This is a genomic window from Pseudomonas sp. H3_A02 (assembly GCF_054671965.1).
In genome coordinates, this window is the sequence record NZ_CP162807.1 from 1803964 (window position 1) to 1826035 (window position 22072).

Annotated in this window: 18 protein-coding genes; 7 read left to right on the plus strand and 11 right to left on the minus strand. The window is 62.4% G+C overall.

Features of this window, described 5'->3' with window-relative positions:
• Window positions 1-131: 131 nt before the first annotated feature.
• From AB4N80_RS07795 to AB4N80_RS07815, 5 genes are all read right to left on the minus strand, one after another.
• Window positions 132-2570: a TonB-dependent siderophore receptor gene (locus tag AB4N80_RS07795; protein WP_460081393.1), complete on the minus strand. Its 2439-nt coding sequence runs from the start codon at window positions 2568-2570 to the stop codon at window positions 132-134.
• Between the two features lie 235 nt (window positions 2571-2805).
• The gene (locus AB4N80_RS07800; protein WP_460081395.1) at window positions 2806-3780 is read right to left on the minus strand and encodes a FecR family protein; all 975 of its coding nucleotides are present in this window, start codon (window positions 3778-3780) and stop codon (window positions 2806-2808) included.
• Window positions 3777-4295 carry an RNA polymerase sigma factor gene (locus AB4N80_RS07805; RefSeq protein WP_305468699.1) on the minus strand — a complete coding sequence of 173 codons (519 nt, stop codon included), beginning with the start codon at window positions 4293-4295 and terminating at the stop codon, window positions 3777-3779. Before AB4N80_RS07805 ends, AB4N80_RS07800 begins: the two co-directional genes overlap by 4 nt.
• Window positions 4296-4557: 262 nt before the next feature.
• The gene (locus AB4N80_RS07810) at window positions 4558-5265 is read right to left on the minus strand and encodes a 3'-5' exonuclease (RefSeq protein WP_305468698.1); all 708 of its coding nucleotides are present in this window, start codon (window positions 5263-5265) and stop codon (window positions 4558-4560) included.
• A complete protein-coding gene (locus AB4N80_RS07815; protein ID WP_122566649.1) occupies window positions 5262-7202 on the minus strand; it encodes a putative nucleotidyltransferase substrate binding domain-containing protein in 1941 nt (646 codons plus the stop codon). The genes AB4N80_RS07810 and AB4N80_RS07815 overlap by 4 nt, the downstream gene beginning before the upstream one ends.
• A 251-nt stretch (window positions 7203-7453) precedes the next feature.
• Between AB4N80_RS07815 and AB4N80_RS07820 the strand changes: the two genes are divergently transcribed.
• Entirely contained in the window at window positions 7454-7900 is a 447-nt protein-coding gene (locus tag AB4N80_RS07820; protein WP_460081399.1) for a response regulator, read from the plus strand.
• 209 nt (window positions 7901-8109) lie between these two features.
• Here the strand turns inward: AB4N80_RS07820 and AB4N80_RS07825 are convergent, their stop codons facing one another.
• Window positions 8110-10287, minus strand: coding sequence for a malate synthase G (locus AB4N80_RS07825; RefSeq protein ID WP_305468697.1), 2178 nt, complete (start codon window positions 10285-10287; stop codon window positions 8110-8112).
• 549 nt (window positions 10288-10836) lie between these two features.
• Here AB4N80_RS07825 and AB4N80_RS07830 point away from each other — a divergent pair.
• Window positions 10837-11355: a glycine cleavage system transcriptional repressor gene (locus AB4N80_RS07830; RefSeq protein WP_122566652.1), complete on the plus strand. Its 519-nt coding sequence runs from the start codon at window positions 10837-10839 to the stop codon at window positions 11353-11355.
• A gap of 217 nt (window positions 11356-11572) precedes the next feature.
• Here AB4N80_RS07830 and rarD read toward each other — a convergent pair whose 3' ends face one another.
• The 5 genes from rarD to AB4N80_RS07855 all read right to left on the minus strand — a co-directional run bounded on the left by rarD (window position 11573) and on the right by AB4N80_RS07855 (window position 17353).
• The gene (gene rarD, locus AB4N80_RS07835) at window positions 11573-12460 is read right to left on the minus strand and encodes an EamA family transporter RarD (protein ID WP_122566653.1); all 888 of its coding nucleotides are present in this window, start codon (window positions 12458-12460) and stop codon (window positions 11573-11575) included.
• A gap of 218 nt (window positions 12461-12678) precedes the next feature.
• Window positions 12679-13653 carry a serine/threonine protein kinase gene (locus tag AB4N80_RS07840; protein ID WP_122566654.1) on the minus strand — a complete coding sequence of 325 codons (975 nt, stop codon included), beginning with the start codon at window positions 13651-13653 and terminating at the stop codon, window positions 12679-12681.
• 174 nt (window positions 13654-13827) lie between these two features.
• On the minus strand, window positions 13828-15723 hold the full coding sequence (locus AB4N80_RS07845; RefSeq protein WP_163006762.1) for a PhoX family protein: 1896 nt from the start codon (window positions 15721-15723) through the stop codon (window positions 13828-13830).
• Between the two features lie 67 nt (window positions 15724-15790).
• The gene (locus AB4N80_RS07850; RefSeq protein WP_122566656.1) at window positions 15791-16555 is read right to left on the minus strand and encodes a TOBE domain-containing protein; all 765 of its coding nucleotides are present in this window, start codon (window positions 16553-16555) and stop codon (window positions 15791-15793) included.
• Window positions 16556-16612: 57 nt separating this feature from the next.
• On the minus strand, window positions 16613-17353 hold the full coding sequence (locus AB4N80_RS07855) for a double zinc ribbon domain-containing protein (RefSeq protein WP_460081406.1): 741 nt from the start codon (window positions 17351-17353) through the stop codon (window positions 16613-16615).
• 90 nt (window positions 17354-17443) lie between these two features.
• Here AB4N80_RS07855 and bioB point away from each other — a divergent pair, with 90 nt between their 5' ends.
• The 5 genes from bioB (at window position 17444) to bioD (ending at window position 22064) form a co-directional block, all read left to right on the plus strand.
• Complete coding sequence (gene bioB / locus AB4N80_RS07860; protein WP_014340550.1) at window positions 17444-18499, plus strand: biotin synthase BioB; 1056 nt, start codon at window positions 17444-17446, stop codon at window positions 18497-18499.
• A gap of 180 nt (window positions 18500-18679) precedes the next feature.
• A complete protein-coding gene (bioF, locus tag AB4N80_RS07865) occupies window positions 18680-19858 on the plus strand; it encodes an 8-amino-7-oxononanoate synthase (protein WP_122566658.1) in 1179 nt (392 codons plus the stop codon).
• Entirely contained in the window at window positions 19851-20582 is a 732-nt protein-coding gene (locus AB4N80_RS07870) for an alpha/beta fold hydrolase (RefSeq protein ID WP_122566659.1), read from the plus strand. The genes bioF and AB4N80_RS07870 overlap by 8 nt, the downstream gene beginning before the upstream one ends.
• A complete protein-coding gene (gene bioC / locus AB4N80_RS07875; protein ID WP_122566660.1) occupies window positions 20575-21387 on the plus strand; it encodes a malonyl-ACP O-methyltransferase BioC in 813 nt (270 codons plus the stop codon). The genes AB4N80_RS07870 and bioC overlap by 8 nt, the downstream gene beginning before the upstream one ends.
• Window positions 21384-22064 carry a dethiobiotin synthase gene (gene bioD / locus AB4N80_RS07880; protein ID WP_122566661.1) on the plus strand — a complete coding sequence of 227 codons (681 nt, stop codon included), beginning with the start codon at window positions 21384-21386 and terminating at the stop codon, window positions 22062-22064. Before bioC ends, bioD begins: the two co-directional genes overlap by 4 nt.
• Window positions 22065-22072 lie beyond the last annotated feature (8 nt).

Genomic DNA, 22072 nt, shown 5'->3' on the forward strand with positions numbered 1-22072 from the left:
GGTGTGCCAGACAACATCAATGTCGACTGTTACGCCGTCTTCGCGAGCAAGCTCGCTCCCACAGGGATTTCATTTGTCTGACGGATCTCAGTTACAGGCGCCCTCAAAAGGTTTACGCAAATGCTAACCGTTTACCATTTGTAATTCACGCTGGCGACGACGTTGCGTTGGTCGCCGTAGTAGCAGTAGAAACCGTCGCAGGTGGACAGGTAGTCCTTGTTGAATAGGTTCTTCGCGTCCACCGCCACCGAGACACCTTTGAGCGAACGGTTCAAACGGCCCAGGTCGTAATGGGCCGAGGCGTCGTACACGGTGTAGGAGCCAACATGGCCCCAGTCGGTGTTGGTGGTGTTGCCATAGGTGTCGCCGACGTAACGCACACCGGCGCCGACCCCGAAGCCGTCCAGCGGGCCGTGGTGCCAGGTGTAGTCGGCCCAGGCGGTGGCCTGGTTGCGCGGTACCTGGGCCATGCGCTTGCCTTTTTCCGCCGAGCCGCCCTTGGTGATTTCGCTGTCGTTGTAGGTATAGGAACCGATCAGCTTGAGGTTGTCGGTCACATCGCCCGAGGCTTCCAGTTCCAGGCCACGCACCTGGACTTCACCCACCTGGCGGGTGACGTTGTTTTCGGTCACGGAATTGTTTTTCTGGGTCAGGTCGAACACCGCGGCGGTCAGCAAGGTCTTGGTGCCAGGCGGTTGATACTTGATACCGGCCTCGTACTGTTCGCCTTCGGTCGGCTTGAATGCTTCGGTGCTGTTGACGGTTGAACCTGCCGCCGCCTGGAACGACTGGGCGAAGGAAATGTAGGGCGTCACACCGTTATCGAAGACGTAGCTCAACGCCGCGTTGCCGCTGAATTTCTTGTCGCGTTGGGTGTTGGTGACGTTGTTCAGGTTGTGGAACTCGGTGCCGGTGTGAATCCAGTCCTCACGACCGCCGAGGGTCAGGCGCCAGTTGTCCAGGGCGATCTGGTCCTGGACGTAAAGGCCGGTCTGGTGGGTCTTCTGGTTATAGTCGTACATGGTGAAGTACTGGACGTTGGAGAAATCCTGTCCGTAGATCGGGTTGTGGATGTTGCTGGTCGGCACGCCAGTTGAACCCCAATCCCAGCGCGAATTGCTGTTGGAGCGCTGGTGATCCAGGCCCAGCAGCAGGGTGTGGCTCAGGGCGCCGGTCTGGAAGTCGGCCTGGAAGTTGTTGTCCACGGCGAACTGGCTGATGTCTTCGTTGATGACGCTGGCGCTGCGCTTGACGTTACCGTCGGCGTCCACGGATTGGTCCGGGCCCGCAGGAAAAAACGCTCCGCCAGCGGAGATACCCTGGGTTTCCAGGTCGCTCTTGGTGTAGCGCAGGTTCTGGCGGAACTGCCAGGTGTCGTTCAGGCGGTGTTCGAACGCATAGCCGAGGGCGTAGTAGGTCCGGTCGTAGAATTCCCAATCCGGGTCGCCGAGGTTCTTGTGGTGGGAGATCTTGCCCGCCGGCGAGGACAGCTTGGTGCCTTGCAGCGGCAGGAATTGCCCGGTGATGCCGGTGTCGTCGCGGGTGTACTGGGACAGGAAGGTCAGGCGCGTGTCGTCGTTGATGTTCCAGGTCAGGCTCGGCGCGAGGTTGTAGCGCTTGTCCGGGATGTGATCGACCTGGGCATTGCTGTCGCGCACGGTGCCGCTGACCCGGTAGAGGAGCTGGCCTTCGTCATCGACTTTGCCGGTGCTGTCGAAGTTGATCTGCTTGTGTTCGTAGCTGCCAGCCTGCAGCTCGACTTCATGGCTGCTTTCGGCCTGCGGGCGGCGGCTGACCATGTCCAGCATGCCGCCGGGTGGCGTCTGGCCGTAGACCGACGAGGCCGGGCCGCGCAGCACGGCGATGCGTTCAAGGTTCCAGGGCTCGATTTTTGGCGTGATGTAGTTGCCCTTGGGCAGCGGCAGGCCATCGAGGAATTGGGTTGGTATGAAACCGCGAACCAGCAGCCAGTCGTTGCGCGAGTCCGAACCGTAGCCGCTGCTCTGTACGCCGGCGGTGTAGCGCAGGGCGTCATTGAGGTTGAGGACAGAACGGTCCTCCATCTGTTGGCGGGTAACCACGGAGACGGAGCGCGGCAGTTCGACGATCGGGGTGTCGGTCTTGGTGCCGGCGGCGGTGCGGGTGGCGACGTAGCCCTCGGTCGGGCCCCAGGCGGTTTCACTGAGACCGGCACCGATCACGCTGGTTTCCGGCAAGGCCATGACGCCTTCCGGCACGACCACCAGGCTATAGGTACCGGCGCTGCTTTGTTCCAGTTGCAGGCCGGTGCCGCGCAAGGCCGCGCGCAATGCGCCGGTGGCGTCGAACTGGCCCTGGACCGGGGCCGAGGTCTTGCCGGCGGCCAGGGACGGATTCAGGCTCAGCGCGAGACCGGCCTGGCTGGCGATCTGGTTCAGGGTGCTGGCCAGGGGCGCGGCGGGCAGGTTGTAAGTGCGCACGCTCGTGGCTTGTTCGGCGGCCAGCAGCGGGGCGCTGGTCAACGGGACGGCGAAGGCAATGGCGACGGCCAACAGGCTGGGGCGCAACAGGGTGTCTAGCGGGCGGGACATACGGCGGCTCCTGAATGGAAATATTTCTCAATTGCCTGGGTGCCGGATGAAAATCGAAAAGTGATAGGGCTGGATGAAAATAATTTAGATTCGTTTTGCGAGTGGGGGGCGTCCAGTTTGGTTTTTGTGCTGAGGCAACAGGCCTCTTCGCGAGCAAGCCCGCTCCCACAGGAGTCCGCATTCCCATGTGGGAGCGGGCTTGCTCGCGAAGGCGGTCTATCTGACACAAGATCTCTCAGGGTTTCGGCGCGGTGCTCGGCCCCACCACCACCCACCACCGTGTGTGATGCTCGACCTGCACCGGCAAGGTCGGCAGCAGGGCGGCCAGGGCCAGGTCGGTGTCGTGCAGCGGGAAGCTGCCGGTGATGCGCAGATCGGCCACTTGTGGCTCGACGCCGAGGTAGCCGCGCCGGTAACGCCCCAATTCATGGACCAGGTCTTCGAGGCGAGCGTTGTCCACCACCAGCATGCCGCGGGTCCAGGCATCGGCGCCGGGGCTCAGGGCAACAGTCGGCCCGAGGCCGTCGCGGCGCATCAGCACTTGTTGGCCTTCGCGCAGAATCTGTTCGATGTCCGTGGCCTGGGGATGCGCCGCCACGGCGGATTTCAACACGCTCAGGCGCGTGCCTTCGTCTTCACGCTTGACCAGGAAGCGTGTGCCCAACGCGCGCAGGCGGCCTTCGCGGGTCTCGACGATGAACGGACGTGGGTCGTCGTGGCCGGTTTCTACCAGGATCTCGCCTTCCTGCAGGACGATGCGGCGCTGCTTATCATCGAAACGCACGTCCAGCGCACTGTGGGTGTTGAGGTTGATCAGCGTGCCGTCGGCCAAGTGCAGGGTGCGTTGCTCGCCTGTCGCGGTGCGCTGATCGGCCAGCCAGTAATCCAGCGGCAGGTAACGATCCCCGGCAAACAACGCCAGACCGATGACCGCGACAACACTGGCCAGGCCACTACCCATCTTGCGTATACGCCGGCGAATGCTCACCCGCGATTGCAGCAACGCCGCCCGCGCCGGCCCGTTGGCCACGCTGAAGCGCTGGTCGAGCATGCCCAATTGCCGCCAGGCCCGGGCGTGTTCTTCATCGGCGGCATGCCAGCGGGCGAACGCTTCACGCTCCTGGGCGCTACTCGCGTCCAAAGACAACTGCCAGGCAATGGCGGCATCCAGCACGCTGGCCGAGACCGGTTTGGCATGGGCCTGGCTCATGTCGGCTCACCGTACAGGGCGATGTAGCACTGCCGGATGCCTTGGGCCAGGTACTGCCGTACCCGCGGCACCGAAACCCCCAGGCGCTTGGCGATCTCGGCGTGGCCGAGGCCGTCGAGGCGGTTATAGAGAAAGGCTGCGCGGGCCTTGCTCGACAGTTTGCCGAGCAGGCGATCGATGGCCTTGAGGTCTTCCAGGATGATTTGCTGTTCTTCCACCGAGGGTTGCTCGGCTTCGGGGATCAGCATCAGTTCGGTGAGGTAAGCCTGCTCCAAGGCCGCGCGACGGAAATAATCGAACAGCAGGCCCTTGGCGATGGCCACCAGAAACGCCCGGGGTTCGCGGGGCGCCTTCAGTTCCTCGCGACCCAGCAAGCGCACGAAGGTGTCCTGGCTCAGGTCCTCGGCCCGGTGCGCGCACGCCACGTTGCGTCGCAGCCATGCCAATAGCCAAGCGCGATGGTCACGGTACAACGCACCAACCAAATCACTATGAGGACTGGGGACTGACGACACGGAGCATCACCGAAGTTTTAAGTAACGAGAATTGTTCGCGATTGTGGCAGAGGCGGGGGCGGGAAAGCAATTGGCGCTGGTCGGGACCTGATCTGTGGGTCCAGATAAGTCTGTGGGCCCAAATAGATCTGTGGGCTCAAAAAGATCTGTGGGAGCAAGGCTTGCCCGCGATTCGGGCGACTCGGTCAGTCTGTCAATCCCAGGCGATACCATCGCGGGCAAGCCTTGCTCCCACAGGTAAACCACCTTCGGAGCAGAGGATTTAGAGCGAAGGCGCCTGCTGCCGTCGTTTCCAGTGGCTCAGGCGTTGTTGCAGGTCCAGCGGGCTGTGGATCTGTTGCTGGCGGGCGCGGCTGAACAGGATCAGCGCCAGTTCCGCCGTGGCCAGGGCGTCGGCGCTGGCGTTGTGACGGTCGAAGACTTGCAGCTTGAACCAGTCGATCCACTCATCCAGGCCCGCCTTGCGCAGATGAGCCTGGGGGCAAAGCATCGGGGCCAGGTCCGCCACGTCGAGGAACGGATGCTGCAGGCGATGACCCAGGTAGTCTTTCAAGGCGCGACCGAGCATGTGGGAATCGAACGGCGCGTGAAAGGCCAGCAGCGGGCTGTCGCCCACGAACTCCATGAACGCCAGCAGCGCCTCGGCCGGGTCGCTGCCGGCGGCGATGGCACTGGGCGCCAGACCATGGATCAACACACTGGGCCCGAGCTTTTGCTGATCGCACTGCAAGGTCCGTTCGAATTGCTGGCTGAAGTCGATGGCGCCGTCTTCGATGACCACCGCGCCGATGGACAGCACCTGGTCCTTGTTCAGGTTCAACCCGGTGGTTTCCAGGTCCAGGACGACCCAGCGTTGTTCCCGCAGGTTGCCTTCACCCAAGGCTGAAGCCGCCGGCAAGCGTTCCAGGCGCTTTTGCATTTCTTCGGGCACCATTGGCTGGGCTGGGCGCAACCAGGAAAAAATGCTCACAACTGATACCTCAACGTCAGGCTGCTTTGCAGGCGTTGGGCCTGGCGCAGGGATTCGCGCAGGATGCGTCGGTCCAGATGGTTGAGGCTGTCGGGGTCGACGCGGTTGGAATAGGGCAGGTTCTCGCGGGTTTGCAATTGGTGTTGCTGCATGCGGGTCTGTTGGATGAAGTGATAGGCCTCTTCATAGGCTGCGCCATCGAGCGGTTCGATCACTTCCTTGACGACCAGTTGCCGCAAGCGTTCCAAGGTGTTGTTGGCTTCGATGCCATTGGCCAATGCCAGTAGGCGGGCGCCGTCGACGAAGGGCGTCAGGCCCTGCACTTTCAGGTCCAGGGTCGCCTTTTCACCATTCTTGCGGCTCAGCACGAAATCCCTGAAGCGTCCCACGGGTGGGCGATGACGCAGTGCGTTCTCGGCCAGCATGCGCTGGAACAGGCGATTGTCGGCCACTTGTCCGAGGATCTGCTGGCGCAACTGCTCGCACCCTTGCTCATCGCCCCAGACCACCCGCAGGTCAAAATAAATGCTCGAGGCCAGCAGGTTTTCCGGCGTCGCTTCGCGAATGAATGACGCGAAGCGCCGGGCCCATTCGGCGCGGGACAGGCACAGCTCGGGGTTGCCGGCCATGATGTTGCCCTTGCACAAGGTGAACCCGCACTGGGCCAGGCTCTGGTTGATCTGTTGGGCGATGGGCAGCAGCAGGCCGCGGATCTGCGCGGCATGGGCGGCGTCCCGGGCCTCGAACAAAATGCCATTGTCCTGGTCGGTGTGCAGGGTTTGTTCGCGCCGGCCTTCACTGCCGAAACACAGCCAACTGAACGGCACGCCCGGGTCGCCCTTGTCGGCCAGGGTCAGCTCGATGACGCGGCACACAGTGTGGTCGTTGAGCAGGGTGATGATGTGGGTGATCTGGGTTGACGACGCGCCGTGGGCCAGCATGCGCTCCACCAGTTGGCCGATCTCGCCGCGCAGGGCTACGAGGTTTTCCACCCGGGGGGCGTTGCGGATGGTCCGGGCCAGGTGCACCAGGTCGACGCGCTGCAAGGAAAACAGATCGCGCTCCGAAACCACGCCACACAGGCGCTGGTCCTTGACCAGGCAGACGTGGGCGATGTGGCGCTCGGTCATGGCGATGGCCGCGTCGAAGGCGCTGTGGTCCGGCGAGAGGAAAAACGGTGCCTGGGTCATGTGTCCTACGATGGCCTGGGAAAAATCCCCGGAACCATCGGCCACCACATGCCGCAGATCGCGCAAGGTGAAAATGCCCACCGGTGCTTTCTGCTCATTCACCACCACGATGCTGCCGACCTGTTGCTCGTGCATCAGCTTCACGGCTTCGCGCAGCGGTGTGTCCGGGCTGCAACTGACCGGGTGGCGCATCGCCAACTCGCCCAGCCGCGTGTTGAGGGAGTACTGGGTGCCCAGGGTTTGCGCGGATTTCTGCTGGACCTGCTGGTTGACCTGGTCGAGCAGGCTGCTGACCCCGCGCAGGGCGAAATCGCGAAACGGGGCGGACAGGGCGAACAGCTTGATGAAGGCCTGCTTGTTCAGTTGCAGGCAGAACGTATCTTCGCCGGCCCGGTGCTCGGTGCGCGTGGCCCGCTCGCCCAGTAGCGCGGCAAGGGGGAAACATTCGCCGGTGGTGATCTCGAAGGTGGTCTCGGTGCCACCCTTGGCCGAATGCGGACGTTCGCCCACCACCCGGCCCTGCTTGACGATGAAGAAGTGTTCCACCGGGCCGTCAGCCGGCTTGATGATGGTGTCGCCCGGGGCGTAGAAACGCAGCAGGCATTGCTCCACCAGATAGGCCAGGTGGGCGTTTTCCATTTGGTTGAACGGGGGAAAACGCTGGAGAAACTGCAGCGTCCCCTGGATGTTTTGCAACACCGCGGTTTTCCCTGCCTGGATGAAGGCGTCCGCTTTTTTCATAACCATTACGCAGTCTTATTCGAATTGTTGTGGTCGGATCTGTTCACCATGGTCGGCCCCTCAGCGCGGGGTGCCCATTGGACGTAAGTCTAGGTCGCTGCACAGGGGCGGACTTACGGAAAAGTCTTACGCCAAGCGTCAGAAAAATCTTCATTGAATGTTCTTGGAAAAAAATCCGACGAAGTGCACATTGAAGCGCCGCAGAACGATGTCTGACCACTGTGCCAGAGGATCGATTTAAAAAAGTAGAGAGCACCATGTCCGACCACGATATTTTGAGTGACGATGAGCGCGAGGCGCTGAGTGCCGTCATGTTGGAACCTGACCTGCCGCCGCAGCGCGTCTTGATCGTTGATGACGACAGGGACGCTCGTGAGCTGTTGTCGGAGATCCTGGCATTGGACGGGATTCACTGCATGACCGCCGCCAGTGGCGAAACGGCACTCAAGATGCTGGAAACCAAGCCATCGATCGGTCTGCTGATCACCGACTTGCGCATGGGCAATGTCGATGGCCTGGAACTGGTCCGCCTGGTGCGCGAGTCTCCGCGGGCGGCGCTGCCGATCATCATCGTGTCAGGCGATGCCGACGTGAAGGACGCCATCGAAGCCATGCACTTGAGCGTGGTGGACTTTTTGCTCAAGCCGATCGATACCGACAAGCTGTTGGGGTTGGTCAAGCATGAGTTGGGGATGGATCTCTAGCCCATCGTCTGTGGGAGCAAGGCTTGCCCGCGATGCAGGCGCCTCGGTTCACCAAGGACCGCGCCGCCTTCATCGCGGGCAAGCCTTGCTCCCACAGATAAATCCCCCCGCCACAATGACTCAAACATCAGCCAGGGTTTGGTGATTTTGCAATGAAAAAAGCCCTGATCTTTCGATCAGGGCTTTTTTGTGCCGCGTCTACCGCTCAATCACAACCCATTGGCTGCCTTGAACTCGCGACGACGACGGTGCAGCACCGGCTCGGTGTAGCCGTTAGGCTGTTTGGTGCCTTCGATCACCAGCTCGACCGCCGCCTGGAAGGCAATGTTGTTGTCGAAGTCTGGCGCCAGCGGCCGGTACAACGGGTCGCTGGCGTTCTGACGGTCGACCACAGGCGCCATGCGCTTGAGGCTTTCCATCACCTGGTCTTGCGTGACGATGCCATGGCGCAGCCAGTTGGCGATGTGCTGGCTGGAGATACGCAACGTCGCACGGTCTTCCATCAGGCCGATGTCGTTGATGTCCGGCACCTTGGAGCAGCCCACGCCCTGGTCGATCCAGCGCACCACGTAGCCAAGGATGCCCTGGGCATTGTTGTCCAGTTCGTTCTTGATCTGCTCCGGCGTCCAGCTCGGGTTGACGGCCAGCGGGATGGTCAGGATGTCGTCCACCGAAGCGCGGGCGCGCTTGGCCAGTTCGGCCTGGCGGGCGAACACGTCGACCTTGTGGTAATGCAGCGCGTGCAGCGCAGCAGCGGTCGGCGAGGGAACCCACGCGGTGTTGGCGCCGGCCAGCGGATGAGCGATTTTCTGTTCGAGCATCGCCGCCATCAGATCGGGCATGGCCCACATGCCTTTGCCGATTTGCGCGCGACCTTGCAGGCCGGTGCTCAAGCCGATGTCGACGTTCCAGTTTTCATAGGCGCCGATCCACTTCTCGGCTTTCATGTCGGCCTTGCGCACCATCGGGCCGGCTTCCATTGAGGTGTGGATTTCATCGCCGGTACGGTCGAGGAAGCCGGTATTGATGAACACCACGCGCTCGCTGGCGGCCTGGATGCAGGCCTTGAGGTTGACCGTGGTACGGCGCTCCTCGTCCATGATCCCGACCTTGAGGGTGTTGCGGGGCAGGTTCAGCACATCTTCAACGCGACCGAACAGCTCGTTGGTGAACGCGGCTTCTTCCGGGCCGTGCATCTTCGGCTTGACGATGTACACCGAGCCGGTGCGGCTGTTGCGGCGCGAAGTATTGCCGTTGAGGCTGTGGATCGCCGCGAGGCTGGTGATCAGGCCGTCGAGAATGCCTTCCGGTACCTCGTTGCCGTGCTTGTCCAGGATCGCGTCGATGGTCATCAGGTGGCCGACATTACGCACGAACAGCAGCGAACGACCGTGCAGGGTCACGCCCGAGCCGTCGACGGCGGTGTAGACACGGTCAGGGTTCATGGTCCGGGTAAACGTCTGGCCGCCCTTGGCGACTTCTTCCGACAGGTCACCTTTCATCAGGCCGAGCCAGTTGCGGTAGATCACAACCTTGTCATCGGCATCGACGGCGGCGACCGAGTCTTCGCAGTCCATGATGGTGGTCAGCGCGGCTTCCATCAGGATGTCTTTGACGCCGGCGGCATCGGTCTGGCCGACGGGGGTGCTGGCATCGATCTGGATTTCGAAGTGCAGGCCGTTGTGTTTCAGCAGCACGGCGGTCGGCGCCGAGGCATCGCCCTGCAAGCCGATCAACTGGGCATCGTCACGCAGGCCGCTGTTGCTGCCGCCCTTGAGGGCGACCACCAGTTTGCCGTCGACGATTTTATACGCGGTGGAATCGACATGGGAGCCGGCCGCCAGGGGCGCGGCTTCGTCGAGGAAGGCTCGGGCGAAGGCGATGACCTTGTCGCCGCGTACCTTGTTATAGCCTTTGCCTTTTTCCGCGCCATCGGCTTCGCTGATGGCATCGGTGCCGTACAGCGCGTCGTACAGCGAACCCCAGCGGGCATTCGAGGCGTTGAGGGCGAAGCGGGCGTTCATCACCGGCACGACCAGCTGCGGGCCGGCCATGCGGGCGATTTCGTCATCGACGTTTTGAGTCGTGGCCTGGAAATCCGCCGCTTCTGGCAGCAGGTAGCCAATGTCTTGCAGGAAGGCTTTGTAAGCCACGGCGTCGTGGGCCTGGCCGGCACGGGCCTGGTGCCAGGCATCGATCCGCGCCTGGAAATCATCGCGTTTGGCGAGTAGGGCTTGGTTCTTCGGGGCCAGGTCATGAATGACCTTGTCGGCACCGGCCCAGAACGCGTCGGCGGTGAGGCCGGTTCCGGGAATGGCTTCGTTATTCACGAAGTCGAACAGGACTTTGGCGACCTGCAGGCCACCGACTTGAACGTGTTCAGTCATTGCTTGCCTCACTCTGCTCAGCTATTTCGCTTTTCAGCTCTTCGATTTTGACAATGAAGCCTCGGGACATTTAAACCACAAACCCCGGAACCAGTACATGCCATCGCTGGCGGCTGGGTATTCAAGCCTTGCTGACGGGGCTTTTCAGGGATGCGACTGGCCTTAAGCAGACATCGGTACAACAGGGGTGTCGCGATTATGTAGTGCGCGCTGCGGCATACTACATGATCAATTGCGGTTGTGAAAATTAGACTAATTGCGTCGTTCCGCGACCGACTAAAGTGTTACGGTCACGTCGGGGCACGGGATGTTCTCAAAAAACAGATGGATTGTTCCATATAAATCTTAAGGTTTGTACACGATATCTCTGATGTCATCCTGTGGGAGCAAAGCTTGCTCGCGATACAGGCACCTTGGTTTCAGAAGAGTCGAGTTGATTTCATCGCGAGCAAGCTTTGTTGCCACAGGGGGAGGTATAAATCTCCAGGCCACCGTCTGCTCGCAGATCAGCTGCCTATACTGTCCGTTCCACAACAAGAGGACTGCGCCATGGACCACCTCGTCATCACTGTTTTCGCCCCGGACAAGCCCGGGCAGGTCGAGCGCATCGCCGATTGCATCGCCGCCCATGGCGGTAACTGGTTGGAAAGCCGCATGTCGCGCCTGGCCGGGCAGTTTGCCGGGATCCTGCGAATCAGCGCCCCGGCCGAGACTCATGAAGAACTGATCGAAGCCTTGCAGGGGCTGTCGACCCATGGCATCCGTGTGTTGATCGCTGAAAGCGCCGTTGAGGAGTCCTGCACTTGGAAACCCATCACCATGGAGCTGGTGGGCAACGATCGTCCCGGCATCGTGCGGGACATCACCCGGTTGTTGAGCGAACAGGGCGTCAATGTCGAGCGTCTGGTGACCCATGTCCGGCCGGCACCCATGAGCAGCGAGCTGCTGTTTCATGCCGAGGCGATCCTGGGCGTGCCCTTGACCCTGTCGCTGGAAACCTTGCAGGAGCGCCTGGAAACCTTGGCCGATGAATTGATGGTGGAGCTCAAGCTTAGCGACGAAGCGTAATGAAGGTTATCCAAGAAAAAACTGCGCCTGCCTGTGGATAACCTGTAGAGACCCGGCTCCAGCCCACGCCCGCCGGGGCTCAGCGGTCAATGATCAAAAAAACACCAGTTTTCAAGGGGTTGTGCACAAACGGCGGGGATCAGACTGTGGATAACCTTGGGAAGGATAAGCGCAGGCCACGCCAGACGTGGCCTGTAGAGGTTTGTGTGTTTTTTGATCAGCTGCGCCGGCGCATGCTGATCACCGCATCGACGCTGTACACCGCCAGCCCGGCCCAGATAAACAGGAACGCCACCAGTGTGCTGGACGACAGGTGCTCACCGAACAGCAGCACGGCGAGCAGCAGCACCAGCGTCGGCGCGATGTACTGGAGAAAACCGATGGTAGTGTAGGGCAAATGCCGTGTTGCGGCGTTGAAGCACACCAACGGAACCAGCGTCACGGGACCCGCCGCCACCAGCCACCAGGCTTCGGAGGTGGTCCAGAAAGCGGCCTGGGCACTGGTGGCCGTGGGGTTGAACAGCAACCAGGCGATGGCGATCGGCACCAGCATCCAGGTTTCCACCACCAGCCCCGGCAATGCCTTGACCGGTGCTTGTTTGCGGATCAGCCCATAGAAACCGAAGGTCAACGCCAGCACCAGCGACACCCACGGCAGGCTGCCCACTTGCCAGACTTGCTGCGCCACGCCGACCGCCGCCAACCCCACCGCCAGCCATTGCATGCGGCGCAGGCGTTCGCCGAGGAGCACCATGCCCAGCAACACGTTCACCAGCGGGTTGATGTAGTAACCCAGGCTGGCTTCGAGCATGCGCTCGTTATTCACCGCCCAGACGTAGGTCAGCCAGTTGGCCGCGATCAGTGTCCCGCTCAGGGCGAGGATCGCCAGGCGCTGTGGATTGTCTCGCAATTCGCGCCACCAGCCCGGGTGTTTCCAGACTAACAGCAGCGCCGCGCCGAACAGCGCCGACCACAGCACCCGGTGGATGATGATTTCCACGGACGGCACGCTGGCGATGGCCTTGAAGTAGATCGGGAACAGACCCCAGATGATGTAGGCGCTCAGGCCCAGGATATACCCGCGACGCGGGTTGGCGGCTTGCATGCAGAATCCTTGCTTAGGCAGCTAACAAAGGGATGATTGTAAGGAGATTTGTCAGGTTGTGCTGTGAACCTTGTGAACGTTTCAGCGCAAATCCCTTGTGGGAGCGAGCTTGCTCGCGATGGCGATCGAACATTCGACACCTCTGTCGACTGACACACCGCTATCGCGAGCAAGCTCGCTCCCACAGGGATTTCAGTGATTGCTGGAACCCAGTCGGGTCAGAACAGCTTCAACGGCTCTTCATTGAGTGCCGCCAGTTGCTCGCGCAACGCCAGCACCTGGTCGCCCCAGTAGCGTTCGCTGCCGAACCACGGGAAGCTGCGGGGGAAGGCCGGGTCGTCCCAGCGCCGCGCCAGCCAGGCGCTGTAGTGCATCAGGCGCAGGGCGCGCAGCGGTTCGATCAGCGCCAGTTCACGCGGGTCGAAATCATGAAACTCCTGATAACCGTCCATCAACTCCGATAACTGCCCCAAACATTCCTGGCGATCGCCGGCGAGCATCATCCACAAATCCTGCACTGCCGGGCCCATGCGGCAGTCGTCCAGGTCGACGATGTGGAACACCTCGTCGCGGCACATCATATTGCCCGGGTGGCAATCGCCGTGCATGCGGATGTTCTGGTGGGGCGTGGCGGCGTAGACCTCTTCGACGCGCTTGAGCAGGTCCCGGGCGACCGACTCGTAGGCCGGTAGCAGGCCGCGGGGAACAAAGCCGCTTGCCAATACGGTGGCCAGCGAATCATGGCCGAAGTTTTTCACACCCAAGGCTTCACGATGCTCGAACGGCCGGGTCGCCCCGAGCGCGTGCAGGCGCCCGAGCAATTGTCCCAGGCGATAGAGTTGGTCGAGATTGCCCGGCTCCGGTGCCCGGCCACCGCGACGAGGAAACAGGGTGAAACGAAACCCGGCGTGTTCGTGCAGGCTGGCACCGTTGTGGATCAGCGGCGCCACCACGGGCACTTCGTACTCGGCCAGTTCGAAGGTAAAGCTGTGCTCTTCCAGGATCGCTTCGTTGGTCCAGCGCTGGGGGCGGTAGAACTTGGCGATCAGCGGCTCGGAATCTTCGATGCCGACCTGATAGACGCGGTTCTCGTAGCTGTTGAGGGCCAACACGCGGGCATCGCTGAGAAAGCCGATGCTTTCAACGGCATCGAGCACCAGGTCGGGCGTGAGGGTTTCAAACGGATGGGACATGCTGACTCCTGCGCAGCGGCAGGGCTGCCGCGTCCGGCCCAGCATGGTAGCGCAGACAGAGGCAGATAGGTGGTGGCTGTGCTGAAGCTATCGCGAGCAAGCTCGCTCCCACAGTGGGTCTTCGGTTGTACCGCCGATCCCTGTGGGAGCGAGCTTGCTCGCGATGAGGCCCTATCAGGCGCCGATGACCCCGCCATCTTCCCGGGTAATTACCATCACCGATGAGCGCGGCTTGCCGTTGGGCAGGTGCTCAGGGAACGTCGAGCCGCCGCTGGGATGCTGGATCCCGACGAACATCGTCTTGTAGTCCGGCGCGAAACTGATCCCGGTCACTTCGCAGCCTACCGGCCCGACCAGGAAGCGGCGGATTTCACCGCTGTTGGGGTCGGCGCAGAGCATCTGGTTATTGCCCATGCCAGCGAAGTCCCCGGCGTTGCTCGAATCGCCGTCGGTCTGGATCCACAACCGTCCACCCTTGTCGAAGCCCAGGCCATCGGGGCTGTTGAACATGTTCTGGGCGTTGATGTTGGACGAGCCGGCTTTCGGCGTGCCGGCGTGTACCGCCGGGTTGCCGGCGACCACGAACAGATCCCAGGAGAAGGTCTTGGAGGCGTGATCGTCGCGGTCGGTGCGCCAGCGCAGGATCTGTCCGTAGACGTTCTTGGCCCGAGGGTTTGGCCCGTCCACCGGTTGGCCAGCATCGCCGCGCTTGGAGTTGTTGGTCAGGGTGCAATAGACCTGGCCGTCCTTGGGGCTGACCACGATCCACTCCGGACGGTCCATGCGCGTGGCGCCAACGGCACTGGCGGCCAGGCGCGCATGGATCAGCACTTCGGCCTGGTCAGCGAAACCGCTGCTGGCGTCGATGCCATTCTTGCCGTGGGTCAACTCGATCCACTGGCCCTTGCCTTTGGGGTGGTCCGGGTTGCCGTCGCCGGCATCGAAGCGCGCCACATACAAGGTGCCGTGGTCCAGCAGGTTGCGGTTGGCTTTGGCATTGCGATGGTTGATGCGCTCGCGGCTGACGAACTTGTAGATGAATTCGCCGCGCTCGTCATCGCCCATGTACACCACGGCACGACCGTCATTGGTTTGGGCCAGGGCGGCGTTTTCGTGTTTGAAGCGGCCCAGGGCAGTGCGTTTCACCGGCGTGGATTCTGGATCGAACGGATCGATTTCCACCACCCAGCCATGGCGATTGAGTTCGTTGGGGTTCTTCGCCAGGTCAAAACGCGGGTCGTGCAGGTGCCAGTTGATTTCACTGCTGGTAACGGTGGCGCCATAGCGTTTTTGTGCCGCGTCGAACTGCAGGTCCGTCTTGCTGCTGCCGAAGCAGTCAGTGAAGTTTTCTTCGCAGGTCAGGTAAGTGCCCCACGGCGTCATGCCGTTGGCGCAGTTCTGGAAAGTCCCCAGCACTTTCTTGCCGCTCTTGTCGGCGCTGGTTTTCAGCAGGTCGTGGCCGGCTGCCGGACCACGCAGGCGAATCGGCGTGTTGCCGTGGATCCGGCGGTTGTAGCGCGATTCCTGGACGAACTGCCACTGGCCGCGACGACGCTGGATCTCGATCACCGACACACCTTCGGCGGCTTGGGCCTTGCGCACGTCTTCGGCCGACTGCGGCTGGCCGCCGTGAGGGAACAGGTATTGGTAGTTGGTGTACTCGTTGTTGATCGCCATCAGCGCGCGGTTCTTGTCGCCGGGGAATTCGAACAGGCTCATGCCGTCGGTGTTGTCGCCAAACTGCTCTTCCTGAGCACGGGCTGTTCCATTGCCACTGGGGTCGAACGCCGGTGCATTTTTGCGCAGTGGCTGGCCCCAACTGATCAGCACCGAGGCTTTGTAGCCCGGCGGCAGGGTAATGGTGTCGGCCGTGGCGGCGGCAATGCTCTTAAAGCCCAGCAGCCGGCTGTTGCCTTCGCTCACGGCGGCGGCCAGCACGCTGCGGCTCAGCAGGTTGCCGCCCAGGAACATCGCCGCGCCGCACAGGGCGCCGGCGCTGATGAAACTGCGCCGGCTCAGGCCGACGATCTTTTCCAGGTCGGTGGATTGGTTTTCTTCTAATAGGCTCATCATCAGGCTCCCTGCTGGTTTTGGCAGTCACCTTAAAGCGGGTCGATGAAGCTATTGTTGCAGCGCGCTACAGCGGTGTGCCGAGCAGCACATTTGTCGCACAAAACGTCACTTGCACCGGTGAGTCGACGGCCAGGTTCTGCGCTTGCAACTGAAGCGGGTCGGCCAGGGCGCATAGCGTCTGGCCGTTGGGCAGGCCGATGCGCACTTCGCTGGGGCCGTCCTGGGCGGCGTCGATTTGCTCGATCATGCCGCGCAGTGTATTGGTCCCCGGTTTTTCCGCGTGTTCGACTGGGTGTAGTTCCAGCCAGCCTGCCTTGATCAGCGCCACCACGTCGGTGCCGACACCCAGCTCCAGGCGCAGCGTGCTGTCGTGGGTGATCTGCGCTTCGATGACCAGGCCCCGAGCCAGCTCCAGGCGTACCCGGTCGTTGTGGCCCTGGGCCTCGATGGCCAAGACCTTGCCATGCAATTGATTGCGGGCGCTGGTGCGCAGCATCAGGCGACTGAGCAGGCCCAGGTCGCCGGCGTCTTCGCTGGCTTCCAGCAGTTGCGCCTGCAGTGCTTGCAGGCGCTGATACAGGCGCAGCACGCGTTGGCCTTCCTGCGACAGCTTGGCGCCGCCACCACCCTTGCCGCCGACGCTGCGTTCCACCAACGGTTGGTCCGCGAGATTGTTCAATTCATCGATGGCATCCCACGCTGCCTTATAGCTCAGGCCCGCGCTCTTGGCAGCGCGGGTGATCGAGCCCTGTTCGGCGATGTGCTGCAACAGGGCGATGCGTTGGGGGCGCCGAACGATGTGCTGAGTCAGGAGCGTGGGCAATGACATGACGGGAGCTGCGTGCAAAGGTCGATGAGCGGACGTTGGCGCCTTGGACGTGGCACGTCAAGCCGGCTCACCGGGTTTCGGTGTGCGGGCCAGGCAGTAGACATCGACCCGTGCCGCGCCGGCATCGAGTAGCAGGGCGGCCAGTGCCTGGGCGGTGGCGCCGGTGGTGAGCACATCGTCGACCAATGCCAGGTGACGGTTGCGCAACGCTGCCTGGGGCGCGAGGGCAAAGGCCTGGCGCAGGTTTTGTCGCCGAGCCCTGGCGTCGAGGGCCTGTTGGGCGGGCGTGTCCTGGGTGCGTCGCAGCAGGTTTTCTTCGCAAGGGATCGCCAGCGGCCCACTGAGCCAGCGGGCCAGCAGCGCCGCCTGGTTGAAACCGCGCTGGCGCAAGCGCTGGGTCGCCAGTGGCACCGGTACCAGGGCGTCGGGCCGTTCCAGCCCTTCGTCGAAGTGATGTTGCAGCGATTGCGCCAGCAGTTCGCCCAGCAGCCGACCCAGGGGCCATTTCGCCTGATGCTTGAAGCGGGTGATCAGGCTGTCCACCGGGAAGTCATAAACCCAGGGCGCCAGGACCCGCTCGAAGGCCGGCGGCCGCGAGACACATTGGCCGCAACGCAATCCGGCCATGGGCAGTGGCAGGGCGCAAATGCTGCATTGATCACCGAGCCAGGGCAGCTCGCTTTCGCAGGGGGTGCAGATAGGCTGCGGCGTATCGGTGCTTTCGCCGCACAGCAGACAGGGTTGTTTATTTTTTAACCAGATGTAAACCGGTCCTTTGTATCGTGGTTGACAGCGCATGACTCTTCCTTAAATATGCCGAACATCCGTGTCGCGCCTGTGGGTATTCCATACCCCAGACGCCAGCCAAGCATAATCAAGGAAATGCCCATGAGCGCCAGCACCACTGCCAACCTGCGTCATGACTGGTCTTTGGCCGAAGTCAAAGCACTCTTTGTCCAGCCATTCAATGACCTGTTGTTCCAGGCGCAGACCGTGCACCGCGCGCACTTCGACGCCAACCGCGTCCAGGTTTCCACGTTGCTGTCGATCAAGACCGGCGCTTGCCCGGAAGATTGCAAATATTGTCCGCAGTCCGGTCACTACAACACCGGCCTGGATAAAGAGAAATTGCTCGAAGTGCAGAAGGTCCTCGAAGAGGCTGCGCGGGCCAAGGCCATCGGTTCGACCCGTTTCTGCATGGGCGCGGCCTGGAAACATCCGTCGGCCAAGGACATGCCGTATGTGCTGGAAATGGTCAAAGGCGTGAAGGCCATGGGCCTTGAAACCTGCATGACCCTGGGCCGCCTCGACCAGGAACAGACCGAAGCACTGGCCCAGGCCGGCCTGGACTACTACAACCACAACCTCGATACCTCGCCGGAGTTCTACGGCAGCATCATCACCACCCGTACCTACAGCGAGCGCCTGCAAACCCTGGCCTATGTACGGGATTCGGGGATGAAAATCTGCTCCGGCGGCATCCTGGGCATGGGCGAGTCCCTGGACGACCGCGCCAACCTGCTGATCCAGCTGGCGAACCTGCCGGAGCACCCGGAATCGGTGCCGATCAACATGCTGGTCAAAGTCGCCGGCACGCCGCTGGAGAATGCCGAAGACATCGATCCGTTCGATTTCATCCGCATGCTCGCCGTGGCCCGGATCATGATGCCCCAGTCCCATGTGCGCCTGTCCGCTGGCCGTGAAGCGATGAACGAGCAGATGCAAGCCTTGGCATTTTTTGCCGGCGCCAACTCGATTTTCTACGGCGACAAGCTGTTGACCACCGCCAACCCGCAAGCCGACAAAGACATGCAATTGTTCGCACGCCTGGGCATCCAGCCTGAAGCCCGTGAAGAACATGCCGACGAAGTGCACCAGGCGGCGATTGAACAGGCGCTGGTGGAGCAGAAGAGCAGCGAGCAGTTCTATAACGCCGCTGTTTGAGTTGACGCAAAACCCAGTGTGGGAGCGGGCTTTGTGGGAGCCAAGCTTGCTCGCGATGAACGATAACGCGGTCTTGCCATAGACCGTGGAGCCCTCATCGCGAGCAAGCTCGGCTCCCACAAAAGCCCTCCCACAGGGGATCTCACCCGTCTTAAATAAGTGGTTCGCCCCGAGGCCTGCATGCCCTTCGATCTCGCCGCACGCCTGGCTGCCCGTCGTGCCGACAACCTCTACCGCCAGCGCCCGCTGCTCGAAAGCCCCCAGGGCCCGGAAGTGGTGGTGGACGGCCAGCCGCTGCTGGCGTTCTGCAACAACGATTACCTGGGCCTGGCCAATCACCCGCAAGTGATCGAGGCCTGGCGCGCCGGCGCGGCGCGTTGGGGTGTCGGGGGTGGCGCTTCCCATTTGGTGATCGGCCACAGCGGTCCGCATCACGCGCTGGAAGAGGCCTTGGCCGACTTGACGGGGCGTGCGCGGGCGTTGCTGTTCACCACCGGCTACATGGCCAACCTCGGCGCGGTCACCGCGCTGGTGGGGCAGGGCGACACGGTGCTGGAGGACCGCCTCAATCATGCTTCGCTGCTCGACGCCGGGCTGTTGTCCGGCGCGCGTTTCAACCGATACCTGCACAACGATGCCCAGAGCCTGGCCAGCCGCCTGGAGAAAGCCACTGGTAATACCCTGGTGGTCACCGACGGCGTGTTCAGCATGGACGGCGACATTGCCGACCTGCCGGCCCTGGCCCGCGAAGCCAAGGCCAAGGGCGCCTGGCTGATGGTCGACGATGCCCACGGTTTCGGCCCGCTAGGGGCCAACGGCGGCGGTATCGTCGAGCATTTCGGCTTGAGCCAGGAGGACGTGCCGGTATTGGTGGGCACCTTGGGCAAAGCCTTCGGCACTGCCGGGGCCTTTGTCGCGGGTAGCGAGGAACTGATCGAAAGCCTGATCCAGTTCGCTCGCCCCTACATCTACACCACCAGCCAACCGCCGGCCCTGGCCTGCGCGACGCTCAAGAGCCTTGAACTGCTGCGCAGCGAGCATTGGCGGCGCGAGCACTTGCAGGTGCTGATCCGCCAGTTCCGCCAGGGCGCCGAGCAGATCGGTCTGCAATTGATGGACAGCTTCACGCCGATCCAGCCGATCCTGATTGGCGATGCGGGGCGGGCCATGCGCTTGTCGCAGATGCTGCGCGAGCGCGGGCTGATGGTCACGGCGATCCGCCCTCCCACCGTACCGGCTGGCAGCGCTCGTTTGCGCGTGACCCTGACCGCCGCCCACAGCGAGGCCCAGGTGCAGCTATTGTTGAACGCACTGGCTGAGTGTTTTGCCCTGTTGGGACCGGAGCCAAGCCATGCGTGATCGATTGATTTTGCTGCCCGGCTGGGGCTTGGGCGTTTCACCGCTGGAACCGCTGGCGGCGGCCTTGCAAGGGCTCGACGAGCACCTGCGCGTGGAAATCGAACCGTTGCCGGCATTGCTATCGAGCGATCCCGATGAATGGCTCGAAGAATTGGACGCTACCGTGCCCCAGGATGCCTGGCTGGGCGGTTGGTCCCTGGGTGGCATGCTGGCCTCGGCGCTGGCGGCGCGTCGGGGTGAGCGCTGCTGCGGCCTGCTGACCTTGGCGAGCAATCCGTCCTTTGTCGCCCACGAGCAATGGCCGAGCGCGATGGTCGGTGAAACCTTCGATGGCTTTCTTGCCGGGTGCGCTGCCGACCCACGCCAGACCCTCAAGCGTTTCAGTTTGCTGTGTGCCCAAGGCTGTAATGATCCGCGCGGGTTGTCGCGGTTGTTGTTGGCCGGGGCTCCGAGCACTCCGCCCGAAATATTGATGGCCGGGCTCGAACTGCTGGCGCAATTGGACACCCGCGCCGCATTGCAGCGCTTCCGTGGCCCGCAACTGCATCTGTTTGCCGGGCTCGACGCCCTGGTGCCGGCCGAGGCCGCGGGTGATTTGCTGGTCTTGCTGCCGGATGTCGAAATCGGTCTGATCGAACAGGCCGGCCACGGATTTCTTCTGGAGGACCCCCACGGTGTCGCGGGCGCGATCCAGGCCTTTTTGCATGAGTCCGGTGATGACTGATTTGTCTCTTCCCAAATTGCCCGGCGCCTTGCCTGACAAGCGCCAGGTCGCGGCTTCGTTTTCCCGTGCAGCGACCAGTTACGACAGCGTGGCCGAACTGCAACGCGACGTCGGCCAGCAATTGCTAGGCCGCTTGCCGTCCTCATTCATGCCGCAACGTTGGTTGGACCTGGGCTGCGGCACCGGTTATTTCACTCGGGCGCTGGGCGCGCGTTTCGGTGAGACAAACGGATTGGCGTTGGATATCGCCGAAGGCATGCTCAACCATGCGCGTCCCCAGGGTGGCGCCGCGTATTTTGTCGCCGGTGATGCTGAGCGGCTGCCTTTGCAGGCGGCGAGCTGCGACCTGGTGTTCTCTAGCCTGGCGGTGCAATGGTGTGCGGATTTTGCCGCGGTGCTGAGCGAGGCCCATCGCGTGTTGAAACCGGGTGGGGTGTTGGCCTTTACCAGTCTATGCGTGGGCACTTTGTACGAATTACGCGACAGTTGGCGTCAGGTGGATGGCTTGGTGCACGTCAACCGTTTTCGGGGGTTCGAAACGTATCAGCATCTTTGCGCGGCCAGCGGGCTGAATGTCATCAGTCTTGAAAATTGTCGCCATGTGTTGCATTACCCCGACGTGCGTAGCCTGACCCATGAATTGAAAGCTTTGGGTGCCCATAATCTGAACCCTGGTCGCCCTGGCGGCTTGACGGGCAGGGCACGGATCCTCGCGCTGGTTGAAGCCTATGAGCAGTTTCGTCAGGCCCAGGGGCTGCCGGCGACTTACCAAGTGGTCTACGCCGTTTTGGAGAAACCGCTATGAGCCAGGCCTATTTTATTACCGGCACTGACACTGATGTAGGCAAGACCACCGTCGCGGCAGGCCTGCTGCACGCGGCGCGACAAGCTGGCATGAGCACGGCTGCCGGAAAACCCGTGGCCTCTGGCTGCGACGTGACGCCCAAGGGCCTGCGCAACGCCGATGCCTTGGCACTGCTGGCCGAATGCTCTGTGCCGTTGACTTATGCACAGGTCAATCCAGTGGCGTTCGAACCGGCAATCGCGCCGCACTTGGCCGCCCGGGAGGCCGGCGTTGCCTTGACGGTGCAGTCGCTGCTGGGCCCGATGCGTGAAGTGCTGGCGCTGGGCGCCGATTTCAGCTTGATCGAAGGCGCGGGCGGTTGGCGCGTGCCGCTGTCCGGCCAGGACAATCTTTCCGACCTGGCGATCGCGCTGGGCTTGCCGGTGATCCTGGTGGTGGGCGTGCGCCTGGGCTGCATCAGCCACGCGTTGTTGACCGCCGAGGCGATCGCCCGTGATGGCTTGCAGCTTGCCGGTTGGGTCGCGAACATCATCGACCCGGCCACCTCGCGCCTGGAAGAAAACCTCGCGACTTTGGCCGAGCGACTTCCGGCGCCCTGCCTGGGCCGGGTGGCGCGGATCCAGAGCGTGACGGCCGAAGCCGTGGCCGAACACCTGCAACTGGATCTGCTGGACTGAGACCCCGC

Excerpts from the sequence above, each read along its gene's own strand:
- AB4N80_RS07845 (WP_163006762.1), bottom strand. The coding sequence starts at position 15,723 with ATGAGCCTATTAGAAGAAAACCAATCCACCGACCTGGAAAAGATCGTC.
- AB4N80_RS07830 (WP_122566652.1), top strand. The coding sequence starts at position 10,837 with ATGGACCACCTCGTCATCACTGTTTTCGCCCCGGACAAGCCCGGGCAG.
- AB4N80_RS07795 (WP_460081393.1), bottom strand. The coding sequence starts at position 2,570 with ATGTCCCGCCCGCTAGACACCCTGTTGCGCCCCAGCCTGTTGGCCGTC.
- bioB (WP_014340550.1), top strand. The coding sequence starts at position 17,444 with ATGAGCGCCAGCACCACTGCCAACCTGCGTCATGACTGGTCTTTGGCC.
- AB4N80_RS07815 (WP_122566649.1), bottom strand. The coding sequence starts at position 7,202 with ATGGTTATGAAAAAAGCGGACGCCTTCATCCAGGCAGGGAAAACCGCG.
- AB4N80_RS07850 (WP_122566656.1), bottom strand. The coding sequence starts at position 16,555 with ATGTCATTGCCCACGCTCCTGACTCAGCACATCGTTCGGCGCCCCCAA.
- bioC (WP_122566660.1), top strand. The coding sequence starts at position 20,575 with ATGACTGATTTGTCTCTTCCCAAATTGCCCGGCGCCTTGCCTGACAAG.
- AB4N80_RS07855 (WP_460081406.1), bottom strand. The coding sequence starts at position 17,353 with ATGCGCTGTCAACCACGATACAAAGGACCGGTTTACATCTGGTTAAAA.
- AB4N80_RS07800 (WP_460081395.1), bottom strand. The coding sequence starts at position 3,780 with ATGAGCCAGGCCCATGCCAAACCGGTCTCGGCCAGCGTGCTGGATGCC.
- AB4N80_RS07870 (WP_122566659.1), top strand. The coding sequence starts at position 19,851 with ATGCGTGATCGATTGATTTTGCTGCCCGGCTGGGGCTTGGGCGTTTCA.
- bioD (WP_122566661.1), top strand. The coding sequence starts at position 21,384 with ATGAGCCAGGCCTATTTTATTACCGGCACTGACACTGATGTAGGCAAG.
- bioF (WP_122566658.1), top strand. The coding sequence starts at position 18,680 with ATGCCCTTCGATCTCGCCGCACGCCTGGCTGCCCGTCGTGCCGACAAC.
- AB4N80_RS07820 (WP_460081399.1), top strand. The coding sequence starts at position 7,454 with ATGTCCGACCACGATATTTTGAGTGACGATGAGCGCGAGGCGCTGAGT.
- AB4N80_RS07840 (WP_122566654.1), bottom strand. The coding sequence starts at position 13,653 with ATGTCCCATCCGTTTGAAACCCTCACGCCCGACCTGGTGCTCGATGCC.
- rarD (WP_122566653.1), bottom strand. The coding sequence starts at position 12,460 with ATGCAAGCCGCCAACCCGCGTCGCGGGTATATCCTGGGCCTGAGCGCC.
- AB4N80_RS07825 (WP_305468697.1), bottom strand. The coding sequence starts at position 10,287 with ATGACTGAACACGTTCAAGTCGGTGGCCTGCAGGTCGCCAAAGTCCTG.